At 57.1% G+C, this 17,133-nt stretch carries 8 protein-coding genes; 2 read left to right on the forward strand and 6 right to left on the reverse strand.

Features of this window, described 5'->3' with window-relative positions; genetic code table 11:
- Positions 1 to 169 precede the first annotated feature (169 nt).
- Positions 170 to 850, forward strand: coding sequence for an alpha/beta family hydrolase (locus tag AWM79_RS10525; protein WP_017131818.1), 681 nt, complete (start codon positions 170 to 172; stop codon positions 848 to 850).
- Between the two features lie 41 nt (positions 851 to 891).
- Here AWM79_RS10525 and AWM79_RS10530 read toward each other — a convergent pair whose 3' ends face one another.
- The 3 genes from AWM79_RS10530 to AWM79_RS10540 form a co-directional block, all read right to left on the reverse strand.
- A complete protein-coding gene (locus AWM79_RS10530; RefSeq protein WP_060782776.1) occupies positions 892 to 1,617 on the reverse strand; it encodes a hypothetical protein in 726 nt (241 codons plus the stop codon).
- 30 nt (positions 1,618 to 1,647) lie between these two features.
- A complete protein-coding gene (locus tag AWM79_RS10535; protein WP_060782777.1) occupies positions 1,648 to 3,474 on the reverse strand; it encodes a hypothetical protein in 1,827 nt (608 codons plus the stop codon).
- Between the two features lie 143 nt (positions 3,475 to 3,617).
- Positions 3,618 to 5,516 (reverse strand): hypothetical protein, encoded by a 1,899-nt coding sequence (locus AWM79_RS10540; protein WP_060782778.1) that lies wholly within the window; start codon positions 5,514 to 5,516, stop codon positions 3,618 to 3,620.
- Positions 5,517 to 6,002: 486 nt separating this feature from the next.
- Here AWM79_RS10540 and AWM79_RS10545 point away from each other — a divergent pair, with 486 nt between their 5' ends.
- On the forward strand, positions 6,003 to 8,120 hold the full coding sequence (locus AWM79_RS10545; RefSeq protein WP_017131821.1) for an autotransporter outer membrane beta-barrel domain-containing protein: 2,118 nt from the start codon (positions 6,003 to 6,005) through the stop codon (positions 8,118 to 8,120).
- 88 nt (positions 8,121 to 8,208) lie between these two features.
- On the opposite strand, the gene AWM79_RS10550 is transcribed toward AWM79_RS10545, so the two are convergent.
- The 3 genes from AWM79_RS10550 to AWM79_RS10560 form a co-directional block, all read right to left on the reverse strand.
- Positions 8,209 to 10,062, reverse strand: coding sequence for a hypothetical protein (locus tag AWM79_RS10550; protein WP_026013158.1), 1,854 nt, complete (start codon positions 10,060 to 10,062; stop codon positions 8,209 to 8,211).
- 356 nt (positions 10,063 to 10,418) lie between these two features.
- On the reverse strand, positions 10,419 to 11,984 hold the full coding sequence (locus AWM79_RS10555; RefSeq protein WP_060782779.1) for a methyl-accepting chemotaxis protein: 1,566 nt from the start codon (positions 11,982 to 11,984) through the stop codon (positions 10,419 to 10,421).
- 121 nt (positions 11,985 to 12,105) lie between these two features.
- A complete protein-coding gene (locus AWM79_RS10560) occupies positions 12,106 to 16,989 on the reverse strand; it encodes a hypothetical protein (RefSeq protein WP_143063289.1) in 4,884 nt (1,627 codons plus the stop codon).
- Between the last annotated feature and the right edge of the window lie 144 nt (positions 16,990 to 17,133).

Genomic DNA, 17,133 nt, shown 5'->3' on the forward strand with positions numbered 1-17,133 from the left:
TGTCGGCAGCGCCGGCCTCGCAATGTCTGCGCAGGCAGCTAAGGTGCGTTCATTTTCAGGAAAAGCGGCGCAGCGATGCATTACATATCTAGTGGCCTGTGTGGCTAGTGTCAGTCAATTTCGGCGCCACAAGCCCGCTGTCAGTGCGGGCGTTGAAGTGAGAGGTTCTATGTCGATTCAGCAGGCAACCCGGTCGCAGATCTCCTGGCCGGGCAATCCCGCCTATCTGTACAACGCTGTCAGGGAAGACGTCCCGCAGGCCACGCTGATCCTCGCCCACGGTGCCGGTGCGCCAATGGACAGTGATTTCATGAACGCCATGGCCGAGCGCCTGGCGGCATTGGGCATTGACGTGCTGCGTTTCGAGTTTCCCTACATGGCCCAGCGGCGCCTGGAGGGCGGCAAGCGTCCGCCCAACCCACAGGCCAGGTTGCTGGACTGTTGGCGCGAGGTGTACGAGCAAGTACGGCGGTTAGTCAGGGGGCCATTGTTCATCGGTGGCAAATCCATGGGCGGACGCATGGCTAGCCTGTTGGCCGACGACCTCAGCGCACAAGGACTGGTCTGCCTGGGGTATCCGTTCTACGCCGCTGGCAAGCCGGAGAAACCGCGAGTGGCGCACTTGGCCGATCTGGTGACGCCGACGCTGATCGTGCAGGGCGAGCGCGATGCCTTGGGCAATCGGCGGACGGTAGCCGACTATAGGCTGTCGGCGCGGCTGGAACTGAGCTGGCTGCAGGCCGCCGATCACGATCTCAAACCGCTGAAGGCCAGCGGTCTGAGCCATGAACAGCATCTGGACACGGCGGCGCGGCATGTCGCTGATTTTATCGGGCGTCATGTTGCTTGAAACGCCGGCTGCCCTGCCTATGGCAACCGGCGGGGTTAGGCTCAGTGTGAGCCGATACTGACCACGACATGGCTGGCGGGTGAGCGTTTCGACCAATTGCCGACCACATCATGGATCTCGTAGCGCACCGGCAGATTGTTGGAGTTGCCGGCTGCCTCGACGATTTGCGCCGGAATCGAGATGATCACCTCCCGGTCAAGCTCCGCTGCCGTCAGGGGCGGATGATCGACCGCCTCTTCGGCCCAGTTGATCCGAATGCGATCGCCTTCGCTCATATGCTGGTAAGGCATGACGATCACCCTGACCCCCCGTGGATCGACGATCACCGCCGGCGGTTGTACCTGGGGCGGGCGCAGGGCTTCGTTCTCGTAAGGTGTTGCCGGATCGATATCGATGCCGCCAGGGCTTTGCAGTTTTACCCGGATGTGGGTGATGTCGGAGTCTTGCGGCGCGCTGCCGGGAAACGGTGTGAAGCGATAGCGAACCGGCAGCGGATCTCTGGCCGATTCAATGCCTTGGGTAGCCACCGCTAGGGTCACGAAGTCATTGATCGGTGGCGCGTCCTGGGGATGATCGTAGCTGCTGACCGGCTCCGCCGCATCGCCCCAGTACAGGTCGATATGATCTCGGGGCTTGAGGTTCAGCGGTCCCACCAGCACAGGCAGGGGTTTTTCCGGGTTCTCTACGTCGACGGCACCGATTCCGGCGGGATTGACGCTGAGGATCACGGGTTGATCGAGGTTTCGTGGGTTGATGTGCTCAGACATGATAATAGCTCCAGAAGGATGAGGGGGCGGTTATTGGCGAAACGCTGGCGGACATCGGCTGCCCACGCGCATGTCGACGTAGGCGCTCTGGCGTTTCGAGCGGCCGGTGCCGGTGATGCTGTCCACGCTGAAGGTAGCCTCGGCGTGGCCGTAGCAACTGCTGTCCAGCACCGCTCTTGGCACCCGCAGGTCGTAGCCGTTGCGGGTCTGTTCCTCGGTCAGCGGTTCGGAGGTATGCGGCCACTGGTTTTTCGGATTGCCGCCCACCAGCTGGTCGAAGCCTTCGTAAAGGAAATGGATGACATCGCCAGGCTTTATATTCAGATAAGGGGCGATGTGGACTGGTGCCCCGTCCCGACCGTTGATCGTGTTGATCGCACCGTGTTCGTTCAAGTCAGTGAACAGCGGGGCGTCGGGCCCTGTCGGTCCACCGGGCAGTTCATCCCGCGAGCGGACGATGATGCTCTGTTCCGGCGATCTTGAAGTATTTGGATTGCCGGCCTGGGTGACGATGTACTGCACGCGAATATCGGTGCCGGTGCCGACCGGCTGGAAGCGACTGTTCAGAACCGGTCGATTCAGGTCGCGGGCGGCGCTGACATCGCCTGCGGTGATGCGGTAAGGCGGTTCGAACATTGCTTGACCGCCCCAGGACAGTTGGATGAGCTGTCCTTCGATAAAGCCGGGGTTCCAGGCGATGATGGCGTTCGCATCCCGTTCAAAATCATTTTCGTCGATCAGGTTGTCCGTGGCGCCGGGCGAGGCGCCGCGAATGACCGGTCGTTGCATTTGGCCGGGCACCGGCAGCCTGGCCCTGACCACGATATCCAGTGGTAACGAGTAGCCGATGACATGACCCTCACGGCTGAGCTCATAGCTCAGGCGGATGGCGCCGTCGCCAGCGGCTTCGACGGTCGCGAAATCCACATCAATGCGCAGGACAATCGGTTGGCCGATGGACTCGGGGTCGAATGGGCCTAAGGGGACACTGCCCCAATGCAAGAGAAGTTGGTCGTCGCCTGCCACCAGCTCCGAGGTGGGAATCCACACTTCGATACCGGCTTGCGCTTGTTCGTGGTCGATGGGCTCGATATAGCCGTCGATGATCGGCGCGGGGAGATCGGTAACCGGTTCGTTGAGCAACAGCCGAACCTGGGTGGTGGTGGAGTTATCCGAAGGATTGCCGGCCCGATCGGTGACCTGGTAAAACACCGGACCGTTGAAGTCCTCCAGCGATTCGAGAAAGGCACGGGGAAATTCGATGATGACTTTGCGGGGCTCTATGTCATCTTCCTCGACTTGGCCGCCGGGGCCTTCGATGGCGCCCCAGAAAGTTCGAATCCGGTCGCCGATGTCGAAGCCGCTGTAACCGTGGATGGTGCCTGGAAGCACATCGCCCAGTTGTGTCAGTTCTTCCGAAGTGAGGCCGTCATTGACGGCTGGGGGGAAGTCCAGGGGCGCGAGAGTGGTGGGGTGACCAGGGGCGGTGGTGTCGATTTCAATGGGCGTGAAAAAAGAAGGTGTGGTTGCGCCATTGTGAGTGTTGCGTATTTGATACTTCAGTTGATAAGTGCCTTCTTTCAACAGCTCCGGCGCAATATCAAGTGTCAACAGATCTCCCGGTTTATCGTCTTCGGTAATGGGAACGGGGGTTCCGATAGGCACATCATTCCAGAGTAGCTGATAGGTTTCGGCGGTACTGGGGTTGACCCATACCGGAAAAGTAACCGGAACCGGAGCATTCAGGACATCGATAGGTAAGAGTCCCTCACCATTATCAAGTGCTGATTCCACCCTGGGTTTTTGCAGCAGGCGTTCGTTGGCTTGAGTCTGATATTTTTCAAAAGAATCATTCATTTTATTAAATCCTATCGAAATAGTATTGCAGTCAATCAATAAATGGCTGCGAAGAACTGCTCAATATCGCCGGGTTTTCCCGGCGATATTTCAAACTTCAGGTATTTGCCACGGCGGATCGAACTGATCCGTCGTTAAACACGTTATGCGCAACCAAAGCCAGGACGGCTCATATCCACCCGTACATGGCCCACCAGAGAAGTTGCCGGTTCCTGGTTATGCTCGGGTTTGGGGATAACCCGGAAAGTAGCTTCTGCACGACCGACACAAAGTGCCCGTAATTTGTCATCGGGTATGGTGAAGTCATAACCGTTGACAATATCCCATTGATCGAATTCGCGTTGATCGGTGTGGTGTGCGCCGGCGATCAGGTTGTCGTCCCTGTCATAACCGTCGAAGGTCATGTAGACGGTATGCCCCTCCTTGATATTGTCGTAGGGATCAACGTGCAGTGGTGTGCCATTGGGGTTTTCGATCGGGCCAATAACACCGCCCGGTGTCGTGCGGGTAAAACGTGGCGCTAGCAATCCGGCGTCACCACCTGGCTGCTCGGTTCGCGAGCGTACCGCAACCGGCTGGACCGGCGAGTTGGCGGGGTTGGGGTTGCCGGTGCGGGTCACGGTGTAGCTGACCGCAATGGCCGGCCCGGTGCCTTGATCCTGGATAACCCGATTGCTGATGGGGATGGTGAAATCCACTCCGGCATCGAAATCGGACTGCTTGATTTCATACCACTGTGCAACTTGCTGCTCGCCCCAGGTCAGGTTGATGAAGTCGCCGACACGCAGGCCGGTCACCCAGCGGAAAATCGCTCGCGCATCGAGTTCGTAGTCATCCGGGTCGATGACATTGTCCTCGACATTGGGATTGCTACTGGTGCCTTGAAGGGTCAGGGCGCGCAGGTCTTCTTCAGGTATCGGCAAAGTAAGAAACACAGTGACTGGCTTGACCAGCGAAGTGCCCTTCAGATCGCCTTGGCGACGGACCTCATACTTGACGTTGACCTGTCCCTGCGGAATGAGATTGATCACATCGAACTGCAGAACGGGTTCCAGTACGGGGTCCTTGTTTTCGTCGCCAGGACGCAGGTCGAGCTCCGGCAGTGGGTTGCCGTCGCCCCAGAACAGCCTGATTCTGTCACCGGGCGCCGCCCCGTCGTAGTGGGGAATGCCGACGGTAACGCCGGTTTTCGCGTCCTGATAGTCGATCAGGCCATCGTCGGCCTGCTGCACAATCGGTGCGCGCAGATCTTCCGGGATATCCTCCAATAGCAGCTTGACATAGGCGGGTTCGGAGCGTGGAGAGATGTTCAGTGCGCGGTCAGTCACGAAGTAAGTGACTTCGGCTTCGCCGCTGCCGATCTGTGCTTCGACCTGTTCGAGAAAGGCACGGGTAAAAGGCAGCATGAGGGCCTGCAGTTCCTCCTCCTCTTTAGTGACAGTAGTAGACGGGCCCCGGATATTTCCCCACCACGTCTCGATGGTATCGCCCTCCACCATGACGTTGTAACTGGTGATACGGACATCCAGCTGGTCACCCAGTGCCGTCAATTCCGCCGAAGTCAGGCCACCTTCTACTTCGCGCGGGAAAATCATGGGGCCGTGGTCAGGCAAACCGGGTCTGGTCTGGTCGATTTCCAGCAGATAATCAAAAGAGGGAGTAGCGAGCTGGTTGTCGTTATTAAAGAACTTATAGATCAACTTGTATTTTTTGTCCGTCGGATTGGCCGGATCTTTTTTCTCCACCAGATACTCCGTGGGGACGTACAGCCGTAAGCGGCGCGTCGGGTTGTCCAAGTCATCTTGTGTCACGTTTACCCAATCATCACCCAGTGGGTCATCTTCCCAGAACAATCGATAGGAATAATGAAGGCCGGCATCGTCGGCCAGTGGAAAGGTAACTTCCAGGGGCGCATTCAATGCAGTGATGGGTAATAGGCCATCAATCAATGCCAGGGTTACATCCGGCTTGTCGTAGAAATTCAGTTTTGTTCGGCTATAGGTATTACGGTTAAGGATGATCGGGCTTTTTGAGATGCACATTGTCAGTTTCTCAGTATTGAAAATTTTTATATAAGGTATTTCGTGCGAGCGAATTCATGCGTCTGATCGGCACTTTTCATAAAGTGCGCAACCCTACAACATCATTAAACTCGACGTGGCGATAAAGCGCTGGATAGGCTCAATCTGGTTTTGAAGTAATCGGGATTTACGGCGGGTGTCAATGGATTTATATAAATATTTTTTTGCGTTGGTGGCGGGTAAATTTCTGTAGGAATTTTGCACCCTTTGTTTGGGAGTTTGCTTGTAGTCCATCGGGATGTGTTGTGTGTTAAAGCCCTATTGCCCTGCGCAGAATAGAACACTCTCTATTTATGCAGGTGAAATAGTATGTGGTACCTGAATCAGGAAAGCAGAGACCTTATTTATAAGGCCGGTTTGAAGGTTATAGGCTTGTCCTGTGGGGCGACGTTGGGTTTTCAGGTTCATGCGACACAGCTCGATGAGCGTAGTGCAATAACCGGAACGGTGAACAACCGGCTTGAAACCCTGGACGCTTCCAGCCCGGTAGAGTCTTGGACCGTGACCAACCGGGGAGTATTGCAAATCTTCGACGGGGCGGTGACCGATCGGGTAACGGTCAGCGGTGGTTCCGTGGTCAATATCAACAACGGGACTGTCAATGGTGGGTTGTCCTTGTTCGATGCCAGCACATCTGTGGTCAATGGCACGATCAACAATGCGACAGGCAGAGGACTGGAGATCGGTACAGTATTCACCGGTGATGACCTATTGAGTTCTTCGGCCAATCTTCAAAACAGTAGCGTTTCTGGCGTGGGAATTGGTGCAATCGTCGCGCCGCTGAGTGACCTCACCTTGAATCGCACCGTGGTAACCGCCACTGCGGGAGGGGGAAATGACGGAGAGGCGATTCGTCTCGCTGGCAGTACCTTGCACATGAGCAACGGTAGCCTGGGCCAGGGGGAGTCCGTTGGTTTGCATATCACCGGCGACACCTTAGGTCCAGGTATGCCGGCACCGGTCGGTTCGAGTACCTCCGTGGTGTTGGACAATTCAACGCTCGAAGGCTTAACCGGGCCGGCTATCCGGATCGTCGACGCGGCGGTGGCGGGTATTGTCGTGCAAAACGGTTCGACTCTGTTGGCCGGTAACGGCAGGCTGGTGGATGTCACGGGGGCCAGCGAACTGAGTTTCACTGCCGACAACAGCACCCTTTCCGGCGATTTGGTCGCTGACGACACCAGCACCCTGGATGTCATTGTGCAAAACAATGCCCAGCTCACCGGTAACCTGGTCAACACCAACAGCGTGGCTATCAACAACGGCGCGAACTGGACAATGGTTGGTGATGCCGAGGTCAAGTCGCTGTCCCTGGGCGGCGGCAGTGTGACCCTGGGCTCCGCCGAGCAGTTCTATACCCTGTCGCTGGGCGAGTTGTCCGGCAGCGGAATGTTCAATATGCAGGTCAACCTGGTGGACAACACCGGCGACAAGCTGGACATCAATGGCGAGGCCCATGGCGAGTTTCTGCTGAATATCCAGAACACCGGCCTGGAGCCCAATTCTCCCGAGATCACCCCACTGCAGGTAGTACACACTGAAGGCGGCAGTGCCGTGTTCGATGTGGTCGGCGGCAGTGTCGACATCGGTGTCTATTCCTACCAGTTGGAAAAACAAGGTGACGACTGGTTTATCGTCGGCTCCGGCAAGACCATCAGCCCCTCGACTCAGGCGGCGTTGGGCTTGTTCAGTGTCGGGCCGACGGTCTGGTATGGTGAGTTGGCGACCTTGCGCAATCGCATGGGCGAAATTCGTACCAGTGGCGAAGGAGGCGGCTGGATTCGCGGTTACGGCAACCAGTACAACGTTGGCGCGGATGGCGGGTTTAGCTACAAGCAACGTCAGAAAGGCTTGTCGCTTGGGGTCGACCTGCCCGTGCCGGTGGGCAATGGGCAACTGCTGGTCGGGGTCATGGCCGGTCATAGCGAGTCCGACCTGAGCCTGAGTCGCGGCACCGCCGGCAAAGTCGACAGCGGTTACATCGGGGCCTACGGCACCTGGTTGACGGAGGAGGGCTACTACCTGGATGCGGTCGCCAAGCTCAACCGCTTTCGCAACCAGGCGGATGTCTCGATGACCAATGGTGCCAAGGCCAAGGGTAGCTATGACAACTTTGCCTACGGTGGTTCGGTGGAGTTCGGTAAGCACATCAAATTGCAAGACGCGATGTTTGTCGAACCCTATGCGCAACTGTCCACGGTCAACGTCAAGGGCGACAGCTACACTCTGGACAATGGCCTGCGGGCAAAAAACGACCACACCTTGTCCGTGCTCGGCAAGGCGGGGGCAACCCTGGGGCGTAACCTTGAACTCAGTGATGGTGGCTTGCTGCAACCTTATCTGCGGGCGGCGATGGTCCATGAGTTCTCTCGTCGCGGTAATACGGTGAAAATCAATGATGTGTCCTTTGACAACAACCTGTCCGGTACCCGTGCCGAACTGGGTGTCGGGGTGTCGGCTGCCTTGTCGAAGAACCTGCAGTTGCACGCTAACTTCGACTACATGAACGGCGAGAACATCGAACAACCCTGGGGTGTGAATATCGGTATGCGCTACGGTTTCTAATGGCCGGGCATCATGCCGGATATCATTGTCCCCGCGTGACGGAAAATCCCTCGACGATCCTTCGTCGAGGTTTTTTTATGCTCGGCGATCAGCGGACCATAACGGTTGCACGCGATGAGATATAGACGTCGGCCGGCAGCGAAGTGTTGCGTCCCAGCTCGCCGATGACCTCGTAACGCGCCCGACCACGGCCATGCTCGACGGCCATCAGGCGTGCCAGCGGCACACGGAAGCGACAGCCGTGGCGGATCTCGCGGTCGCTCACCCAGCGCTCTGCGGTGAACTGCGCCGCAACGATCTCGCGGCCTCCCGTCAGGGCATCGAAGCCGAAGAACTGCAGGACGATCCGATCACCAACCTTCATGTTGCGATACGGGGTCACATGTACCACGGTGCCCTCCGGGTCCTTGCGCGGGTCGATCACATTCAGCACGTTGGCCCCTCTGAACACGGGTTCCGGTAGCCCCTGCGAACCGCCTGGCAACTGCATCTGGAAGATCACCGCCACCGACTGTTTGGGGGAGTAGGAGGTGTTTGGGTTGTCTTCGCGCGTCACGGTGTACTGCACGCAGATGTCCACCCCGCAGCCCTGTTCGGTAATCAGACGGTTCGGCACATTGATCACCAGGGCGCCGCCGCTGTCGATATCCCGTTGGCCGATCAGGTGTACCAGCGGCTGCGTCGATTTGCCCCAGAACAGATTGATCCGATCACCGGCCCGGAAGGCGTCGCGCCAGGCGATGATCGCGTCGGCCGAGAGTTGCGCGTGGTCCTCGTCGAGGTAGTTGTCCAGCGTCCGGGCATTCGGGTTCTTGCCCTTGATTACCGGAGCCGCCAGTGCTTCGTTGACCACCGTCTGCGGCGTCGGGTCTTGGGGCCCGGGCAATTGCAAAAAAACTTCTAGCTCCAGGTCCGGGGAGGTGAAGAGCTCGCCATTGCGACAGACTTGGTAATGCACCCTGGCCGGACCGTCGCCATGACGGGAGATGGCCAGGTAACGCACCATCACGTTCAGCAGCAGGGGCTTTTGCTGCTCATGGGCACTGATAACGCGTCGGCCGGCGGTTTGCTCGCCGTTCCAGAACACCCTGATTTCGTCGCCAATGGCGACATGCTCGTAGCGGGGAACCGCGATTTTCACGCCTATGCGGGCGTGTACATCGTGAACCTGGCCGCCTTCGATCTGCAGGGCGATGGGGGCTTGCAGGTTGACCGGCAGTTGCTGCAACCGCAACTTGAGGATGACCGGTTGTGAACGTACCGAGGTATTACCGGCCCGGTCGCGGACGTTGTAGCTGACGGTGAGCTCGCCGTTGCCCAGTTGTTCGAGGAAGTGGCGCTCGACAGTGATCCGGACTTTGTCGGTTCCGGGCTCATCAGCCTGTACCGTATGCGCGGGGCCGGCCTGTTCACCCCAGTAACTATGGATGACATCGCCCCATTGCATGTCGAAGTAGCCGGGGATAGTGATCGTGAGCTGGTTACCCAGTTCGATCAGTTCACTGTCGGTCAGGCCGTCGACGGCGAGCGCCGGGAGGATTGGGGCAGCGAGCAGTGTGCCGCCAGGTGGGGTGCGGTCGATGATAATGGGTGTTGTCTGGGACAGCAGGGGCATTGTGTCGGGAAATGTCGTGACCGCATAGCCGAGTTGGTAGGTCCCTTCGACAGATAGCATCGTCACGGGAAGCTCGGGGTACAACATATCTCCAGGCGGTGGAGCGGATGGAAGTTGCATTGGCTCGCCAATCAGTGTGTTATTCCAGGTGAGTTGATAGCGGTCATCAGGTGTCGCATCGGGCCAAGTTGGAAACGACACAGTGACTGGGTAATTAAGGTCGTTGGCCTGCAACAGCCCATCCTTCGGATCTGCCTGCTTGACAAAGGGGGCAATAAGATCCTGGGTCATGAGACGAATTTGTGGAGTGCTTGCTAAATCCTTCATACGGATATCCCTGTAATCCAATTGAATATTGACAGCCGTTTTCACACTCGAACGCATTGGCGTTTATTGCCGGTGTTTTGCGTTGTCGCATGCTTATTTGGCAAATAAGGCACTCAAGTCTTGAATGAAAGGTAACTGCCTGTGCGATAGGATGCCAAGGCCCCAACGAATAGTAAGTTTGATTGGTTGTCAAGAGTTTTGCTTGAGTGGGGTTGTTTGTTTATTTTGTGTAAGCTTTAAGTTTGTATATATAAAGAAAATTCTTACTTGCTAAAAAGAAAAATTGCTTATTTTATTCACACAATAAAAACCCGATGATTGTCAGTCATCGGGTTTGTTGTGTCGCCAGTGATCTGTCAGCGATTAAAGCGCTCCACCAAAGAGTATTGCGTATTGGCGGTATGGGTCAGTTCTTCACTCAATTGTGCCGAGTCGTGCGCCTGCTCCGAAGTCTGCTCCGCCAATTGCGCAATGGTGCTGATATTGCGGCTGATCTCTTCGGCCACGCAGCTCTGTTCTTCGGTAGCGGCGGCGATCTGGGTGGTCATGTCGGTGATATTGGCTACCGCCGCGCTGATGCCCACCAGCGCGGCGTCCGCCTCCAGGACCCGCGCCACGCCTTCCTGGGCCTGGCGATGACCGGCGTGCATGGTTTGCACGGCGATGCTGGCGGTCTGTTGCAGCTTGGCGATCAGGGTATGGATCTGCCCGGTGGATTCGCTGGTGCGTTGCGCCAGTTGGCGCACCTCGTCGGCAACCACTGCGAAGCCACGACCCATTTCCCCGGCGCGGGCCGCTTCGATGGCGGCGTTCAAGGCCAGTAGGTTGGTCTGGTCGGCGATGCCCTTGATCACATCGACCACGCCGCCGATCTCGTCGCTGTCCTTAGCCAGTTGGGTCACGGTGCCGCCGGTTTCACCGACCACCATCGACAGGCGCTCGATGGCTTCGCGGGTTTCCCCGGCGATATCGCGGCCACGGCGGGTCAGCCGATTGGCTTCCTGGGTGGCGTCGGCCGTGCGCTGGACATGGCTGGCGACTTCCAGGGTGGTGGCGGCCATCTGGTTGACGGCGGTGGCCACCTGTTCGGTTTCCTGACGTTGGCGGTCCAGGCCATTGGAACTCTTCCGGGCCAGCTCGTCGGACTTGCGGGCCTGGGCGTTCAGGTGTTCGGCGGTATCCTGCAAGCGGGTCAGGCAGGTTTTCAGGCGTGCTTGTTGGCTGAGAATGGACATCTCCAGGCGCGCCTGGGCACCTCGGCTGTCGGTGTACATCTGCGCGATCAGCGGGTCCGAGGTGGTCTGTTCGGCCAAGCGTAGCAGGCGCTTGAGACCGCGTTGCTGCCAGCTCAGACCGAGCAGGCCCAACGGTACCGAAACGGCGGCGGCGAGGGCGAAGCCCCAGTGAGAGTTGAGCCAGACGCCGATCAGGAAACTCACCTGACTGACCAGGATGAACGGCAGCCAGTCCTGCACCACCGGCAGCCACCTGTCGCGTTGGGGGATGGCCGACTTGCCCTGATTGAGGCGTCGATACAACGCCTCTGCCCGGCGAATCTGTTCGGCGTTGGGCTTGACCCGTACCGATTCATAGCCAATCACCTGATTGCTTTCGAAAACCGGTGTGACATAGGCGTTGACCCAGTAATGGTCGCCGTTCTTGCAGCGGTTCTTGATAATGCCCATCCATGGCTGGCCTTGTTTCAGCGTATTCCACAGGTGCGCAAACACCGCCGCCGGGACATCCGGGTGCCGCACCAGATTGTGCGGCGCACGGATCAACTCTTCGCGGGAGAACCCACTGATTTCGACGAAGGCGTCGTTGCAGTAGCTGATCACACCTTTGGCGTCGGTCGTGGAAATCAACCGTTGCTGAGCGGGAAAGGTGCGCTCGCGTTGGGTGATGGGTTGGTTGTTACGCATGGTTTTTCAATCCGCAAGGCTTTGATAACCTATCGGCCAGGCGGGAGAGATATTGAATATATATTTCAGCTTTCAGCGCCCGTTCACTTTTTAATCCCTGCGTATTCGTCCCTGAAGAGGGTTACGGCTGTGCGGGAGGTGGGTACTTACCGTGGCTTGCCACGATCTTCAGTGGTTCCTTGAATTTCGAGCCTTTCAAAGGCAGGTCCGGCAAGAGACCATTTTGCACGGGACCTTTGATCAAGAAGATATTGTCGCCCGAGAGTCCTTGGCCGGAGATTCGGTGCAAGGTCCAACCTTCTGGCAATTCGCAAGTTCTCAGTTCGAAGTAATGAGAGGCTCGGGCTTTCTGTTGCGTGCGACCGTGCAGCTTGCCGAAAATACTCTGGGAGAGCTTCTCGTGCGGGAGGCTGCCCGGTGCCAGGTCGGTCACATAGATGCCATAATCGGTACGGGTAAAGTCGCCCAACGGACTTTGCCGGGTGACCGGCAGGTGCATGTGCAAGGCAGTGCCGTAGCCACTTCCGCGAATAGCCGCATACTTATCCCGGCCCATGTATTTGTACAGGAACTCGCTCCACTCCGATCGCGGAATCTCCTGGCTTTTCAGGCCCGGACAGTGAGGAACGCTATCGAAATGTCGGGTTGTCGCGGGAGGCGATTCGGGGGTTTCCGGCGCGGGGCGTTTAAGTCGTGAAATCGTGGGTGTCCGTGCTTCCTGTAAGGATGTCTCATGAAGTTTTTTCCATGAGGGTGAATTAAGCGTATCTCCTTGCATCTGCATATAAAACTTATTGCGCAGCGCACGACTTGGCAGAATGCTTTCTATCTTTTCATGATAATGAGTGAGTTGCCTGGCAGTGAGCGCCGCCCAGCTATTATCCCGATCACGGACCGCGATGTTCCAGCTCTCATCTGGATTTTTCATCAGAAATTTTTGCGTGAATATCGCCTCTGACCGGCTATTGGCCTTCTTCTTAAAGGCTGCATGTACGTTCGTCGAGTTTGCTTCCGGTATCCGCTTTACCAGGATTTGCGGGGTATCGGAGCCGAGGAAAAGATCGAGCTTGGGAACGTGCCTGATAGGCAGGGTATTCTCAAGAGAAATACAATCAAGTGCCCGAACGGACAGCATTTTATCGAATGGAAGGTTGGTCGCCCTTGGGCTGCGACGAACTGGCATCGGGCAGCCGTTGTTCTTCCGAAACCTGCCGGTGACCTGGCTTGCCGCCGAGTCAAGTTGTTGCTTGAACGCCTGCTTGGCATTGTTCAGCGCTTCCACGGTCTGTCCTGCGCTACTGCGTATATTCTGCCAGAGCTTGTTGGCCGAACGCACAAGTGTCCGTGGGCTGTACAAGGGGATGGGCGAAGCGGAAAAGATGCTTTCGCCAACCGCATAAGTCAGTTGCAGGCCGCCTTTGCGCAGGCCTTGGCGAAAGGTCTGGTTCGCCAGCCCCGTGCTGACGCCGCTGCCCAGATTATTCAAGGTCTGCCATAAACCACCGATGACGGTTCTACGGACAGTCTGTCCCGATGCGGTGGTGAGCGCGTGCTGTCCGATGGAAAAAACCTGGCTTTTCAGCCCTTGGCCAAGGGCCGTTTGCAGGCCCGCTCGAACGGCGGTGCCCAATGTCTTGACGGCGGAACCCACGCCTTTGGCTCCAGGCAGCGCGGTGAGTACGATCTCCATCGTAAGGCCCAGATGGTCCTCGTTGCTTCGCTCGGCGGCAGGTTTGGCAAAGTAGTCATAGAACGGGATAAGCGACAACAGGCTGAAGCGTTCTCCTCGATTGCGTGGCGGGAGGATATTTTGTTCCTTGGAATAATCGACCGCCCATGTCATGGGCGCATCCCATACAGGGGTGATCAGCTTATCTATTACCTGATGGGCGGTGCTGACGGGATCGCTGGGGCAGAGTCTGGATGCGTTCAGCCCGGCGTACCATTCACCGGCTTCCAATCCGACACCGGCAGGGATACCAGACCTCACCAACCTGCCTCCCGCAGAGGGTGGCTTGGGTAGCAGCATGGCGGAGCGGCTCCAGATATCGATCCAGCTGGTTTGCAGTCCATCATCCGACTTCAGAATATTCAAGAATTGGCTTTGCTTGCCCTGCAGCGCTTCGAATTCGACTACGGCCAGGGTGCCTGCTTTGTAGAACAACGAGTGGCGTGACGAGGGCGCGAGGATTCGCCAGCGCCCGGTGTCGAGGATATGAAGTTTTTCCAGCGGCAAACCCTGAAAGATCAATTCAAGTTGCGATTGGATAATGGGCTTGTAGTGTTCTTTGTAGCGATTCGAATCAGACGTGAACTTTTCCAGCAGGGCGTTTCTCTGGGCAATGTAATAATCGTGATTGACCATGTTCATGCCACAGAGAAAAGCATCGAGAGTGCTGATGTCCTGATCCCCGAAGTTCGCTTGAGGATCAGTACCCAAGGCCCAGAGTTGCACGCTCGCCATGGCGCGCAGATCCGGCGCCTGCTCATGTTTCACCGACAGTAGATGCATCTGGTTTCGCTCTTCTGTGTCCTTGGTCAGGTTGAGCCACTCCATGGCGTTGGTATAACCCCAGGCACGGGCGGTGGCGATGGTCTGTTCGCCCAGGATCAGTCCACTCAACTCACTGAGTCGATGCTGCGTTGCCTCCCTGGCTGGGGAAAGCATTTGGGCGTCGTGCATTTGCCGCGAATCGATATCGATACCGCTTTGCCTGGCGATATCCTTGGCCATGCTCACCACTTCGGCGATCGAACAGGCCATCGAGGTACGGGGACTGACTTCGTTCAGTAGTCTTGCCGCCCAACGCAAGGTGATGGCGGCAGGATCACTTTGATAATTGAGGGTCAAGCTGTCGCTGTCGCGCAGGAACAGTTCTGGACGTGCGCGTTGCAGTAGCAGACCGGCGAGAAAGCTCGCATGTCCTGGCTGGTCGATCACTTTCTGGTCCATCAGGCGTTTATGGATAGAAGCAATCAGCCGCTCCTTGAGGTTCCCCCAGGTCTGGGCCTCGCTGTCCGTGGGCGCGCCGCTGAGCTTCGGACCCAGTTGCCATAGGTCTTTCACCGCTGGCCAGGCGATATTCAGTAGTGTCTCCACCAGCAGGTAGGCTTGCTCGCCCGAAGTCAACGCCGCCGATGTCGCTGGCACGGGAGCCGGCGCCATTTGCGCGGCCCATTCGCTGAATGTCGGCAAGCCTTGCAGCAGTTGGTAGTGTTCGAAGGTGTTCCATGCCGGAAGGGCCTGGATAAAGAGAGCATTCAAGCCGATCTTGTCGAGCAGGCGTGAGGTGAATGCCGGTGTTGACGACGTTTCCTTGATGACCTCCTGCAACTTTTGTCGATTGGCCGCGAACGTGGCGTCTGGATCATCCACAAGGAGCAAGGTCTCCGGCAAGGGAATTTCAGTAGGTTTCGGTGGTTCGATCCCCGGTCTCCAGGCGCTGGCGGGAAGGTACTGGCGTGTCAGCAGCGTGCTGGTGAAAATCAGCTCGAGCAAATCCGTTTGCTGATTAGCCGCTAGCCAGGGCGCGATAAATGCCGGTATCGAAGAAAATCCGTTATCTGCGATAGCGGCCATGGGGGCCAGAAGGCTGCGCACGAGCCGACGCAGAATCTCCCAGGCTCCTTCACCCGATTGAATCCGCATGCCAGTGAAGTCCGACAGAAGGTTGTGAATATCGGGTCTGCGACAGATATACGAGAGAGACCGCGTGGCCTCATCAATGGTTAATAGCGCCTTCAGCGCCTTCAGCGCTACCCCGGTAATGTCCTCGCCCGCTAAAAAGAAAGGATAGAAAGCGGTAGGGTGGAGTGCCTCGACAATATTGTTTGTCTGTCCCCAGCGTTCATCCGCTCTAGCACGTAGTTTCTCGTCACTGAGCGCGCTGGCACAAGGATCTTGGGGAGGGATTGAAAAAAACGGCGCGTCGTCTGGGTCCGAGAGCGCCTTGAGCGTGCGCTCGACTTGTCGTAGACCTCCGGCATGGGCATCCAGGGCAATACGCTGTAGTCCCTGCGCGAAATGAATATCCACCGGCTCCGAGCCCTCCGGGGTCGGCAGGGTCAGCACATCCGCCGATTGTCTGTTTTGCGCACCTTCGATATTTTCCGGGTCAGCCGACCAGAGCAGGCTGGTGATATGAAAAGGCGCCAGGGTATCGTCGTATGACCAGCGGCCCATAGCATAGGCGGTCAATCGTAAGTTGGTTCGGTTGCCGATCTGGCTGGCGTATTCGGGTAGCAGTTCGTTGAGCAGCCTGGCCGCGAAAGTTTGCACGTCGGCACGTTCGAGAAAGCGCAGGCAGCGTTGCAGCAGGTCTTTTTCGTCCTTGAAGGGGCTTTTGTCGATACTGCCCAGGTTTATGTCGATCCAATCACTGAACAGCAGATAATGTTCCCGGTAATTGCCGTGGGCAGTGGCGGCATCGACGGCATCCATGAATGCCTCCTGCGATGAATACAAGAGGTGGTTGCGCGCCGAGGCATACCAGGCAACTTCTACGTTGCTCGCGGTGTAGCGGCGCCCATCAGGCACAGCGCGAGAATTGTTGTCTGTCACCTTGGCCAGCAAGGCGCGTGCCTGGTCAGTGACCTTGATCAGCGAGCGGCTGATGTCAGCCCAATAAGCCTTCGGACCTTCATACTGATCATCGGACAAGAAATTATCGGGCAGATTGTTCTCTGTCTTGAATAATTCAAAGGCGTAGGCAAGGGCGCTATCGGTCTTGTCAAGAATTGTGCGAGCAGTGGTCGCGGGGTGACGATACTGGTCTTGCGCGGTAAGCAATATTGAGTTGACGACATTAATGAGCTCCGCGCCAAGACCGCCCACTACACCCGCCTGGTCCACTACCGATAGATAATAGGCCTCGGCGGCGGTAATACGGTTTTCCGAGGTGTATGCAGATGCTGACGCGCCGGAGTCGATTTGTGGGGGCGAAGTTGTTGGTGTTTGATTGTTTTTTTGTAGTACCTGTTCATGTTGCGCTAACGTTGTATTCATATGGTTTCTCTTGTTTTTGGTTGTAGATGCTGTCTCCATTTTATAAGGGGTCGAGATTTAATTTAAAGTGCGCAAGGTTTATGCGATGTTACTTTCGTGCGTGAGAAAAAGTATTAATGAAAGAAAGAGGCCGTTTGATTGCTT

Origin of the sequence: Pseudomonas agarici (assembly GCF_001543125.1) — a bacterium.
Taxonomy (GTDB): domain Bacteria; phylum Pseudomonadota; class Gammaproteobacteria; order Pseudomonadales; family Pseudomonadaceae; genus Aquipseudomonas; species Aquipseudomonas agarici.

Coding starts and splice junctions, on each gene's coding strand:
- AWM79_RS10525 (WP_017131818.1), top strand. CDS start 170: ATGTCGATTCAGCAGGCAACCCGGTCGCAGATCTCCTGGCCGGGCAAT.
- AWM79_RS10530 (WP_060782776.1), bottom strand. CDS start 1,617: ATGTCTGAGCACATCAACCCACGAAACCTCGATCAACCCGTGATCCTC.
- AWM79_RS10535 (WP_060782777.1), bottom strand. CDS start 3,474: ATGAATGATTCTTTTGAAAAATATCAGACTCAAGCCAACGAACGCCTG.
- AWM79_RS10540 (WP_060782778.1), bottom strand. CDS start 5,516: ATGTGCATCTCAAAAAGCCCGATCATCCTTAACCGTAATACCTATAGC.
- AWM79_RS10550 (WP_026013158.1), bottom strand. CDS start 10,062: ATGAAGGATTTAGCAAGCACTCCACAAATTCGTCTCATGACCCAGGAT.
- AWM79_RS10555 (WP_060782779.1), bottom strand. CDS start 11,984: ATGCGTAACAACCAACCCATCACCCAACGCGAGCGCACCTTTCCCGCT.
- AWM79_RS10560 (WP_143063289.1), bottom strand. CDS start 16,989: ATGAATACAACGTTAGCGCAACATGAACAGGTACTACAAAAAAACAAT.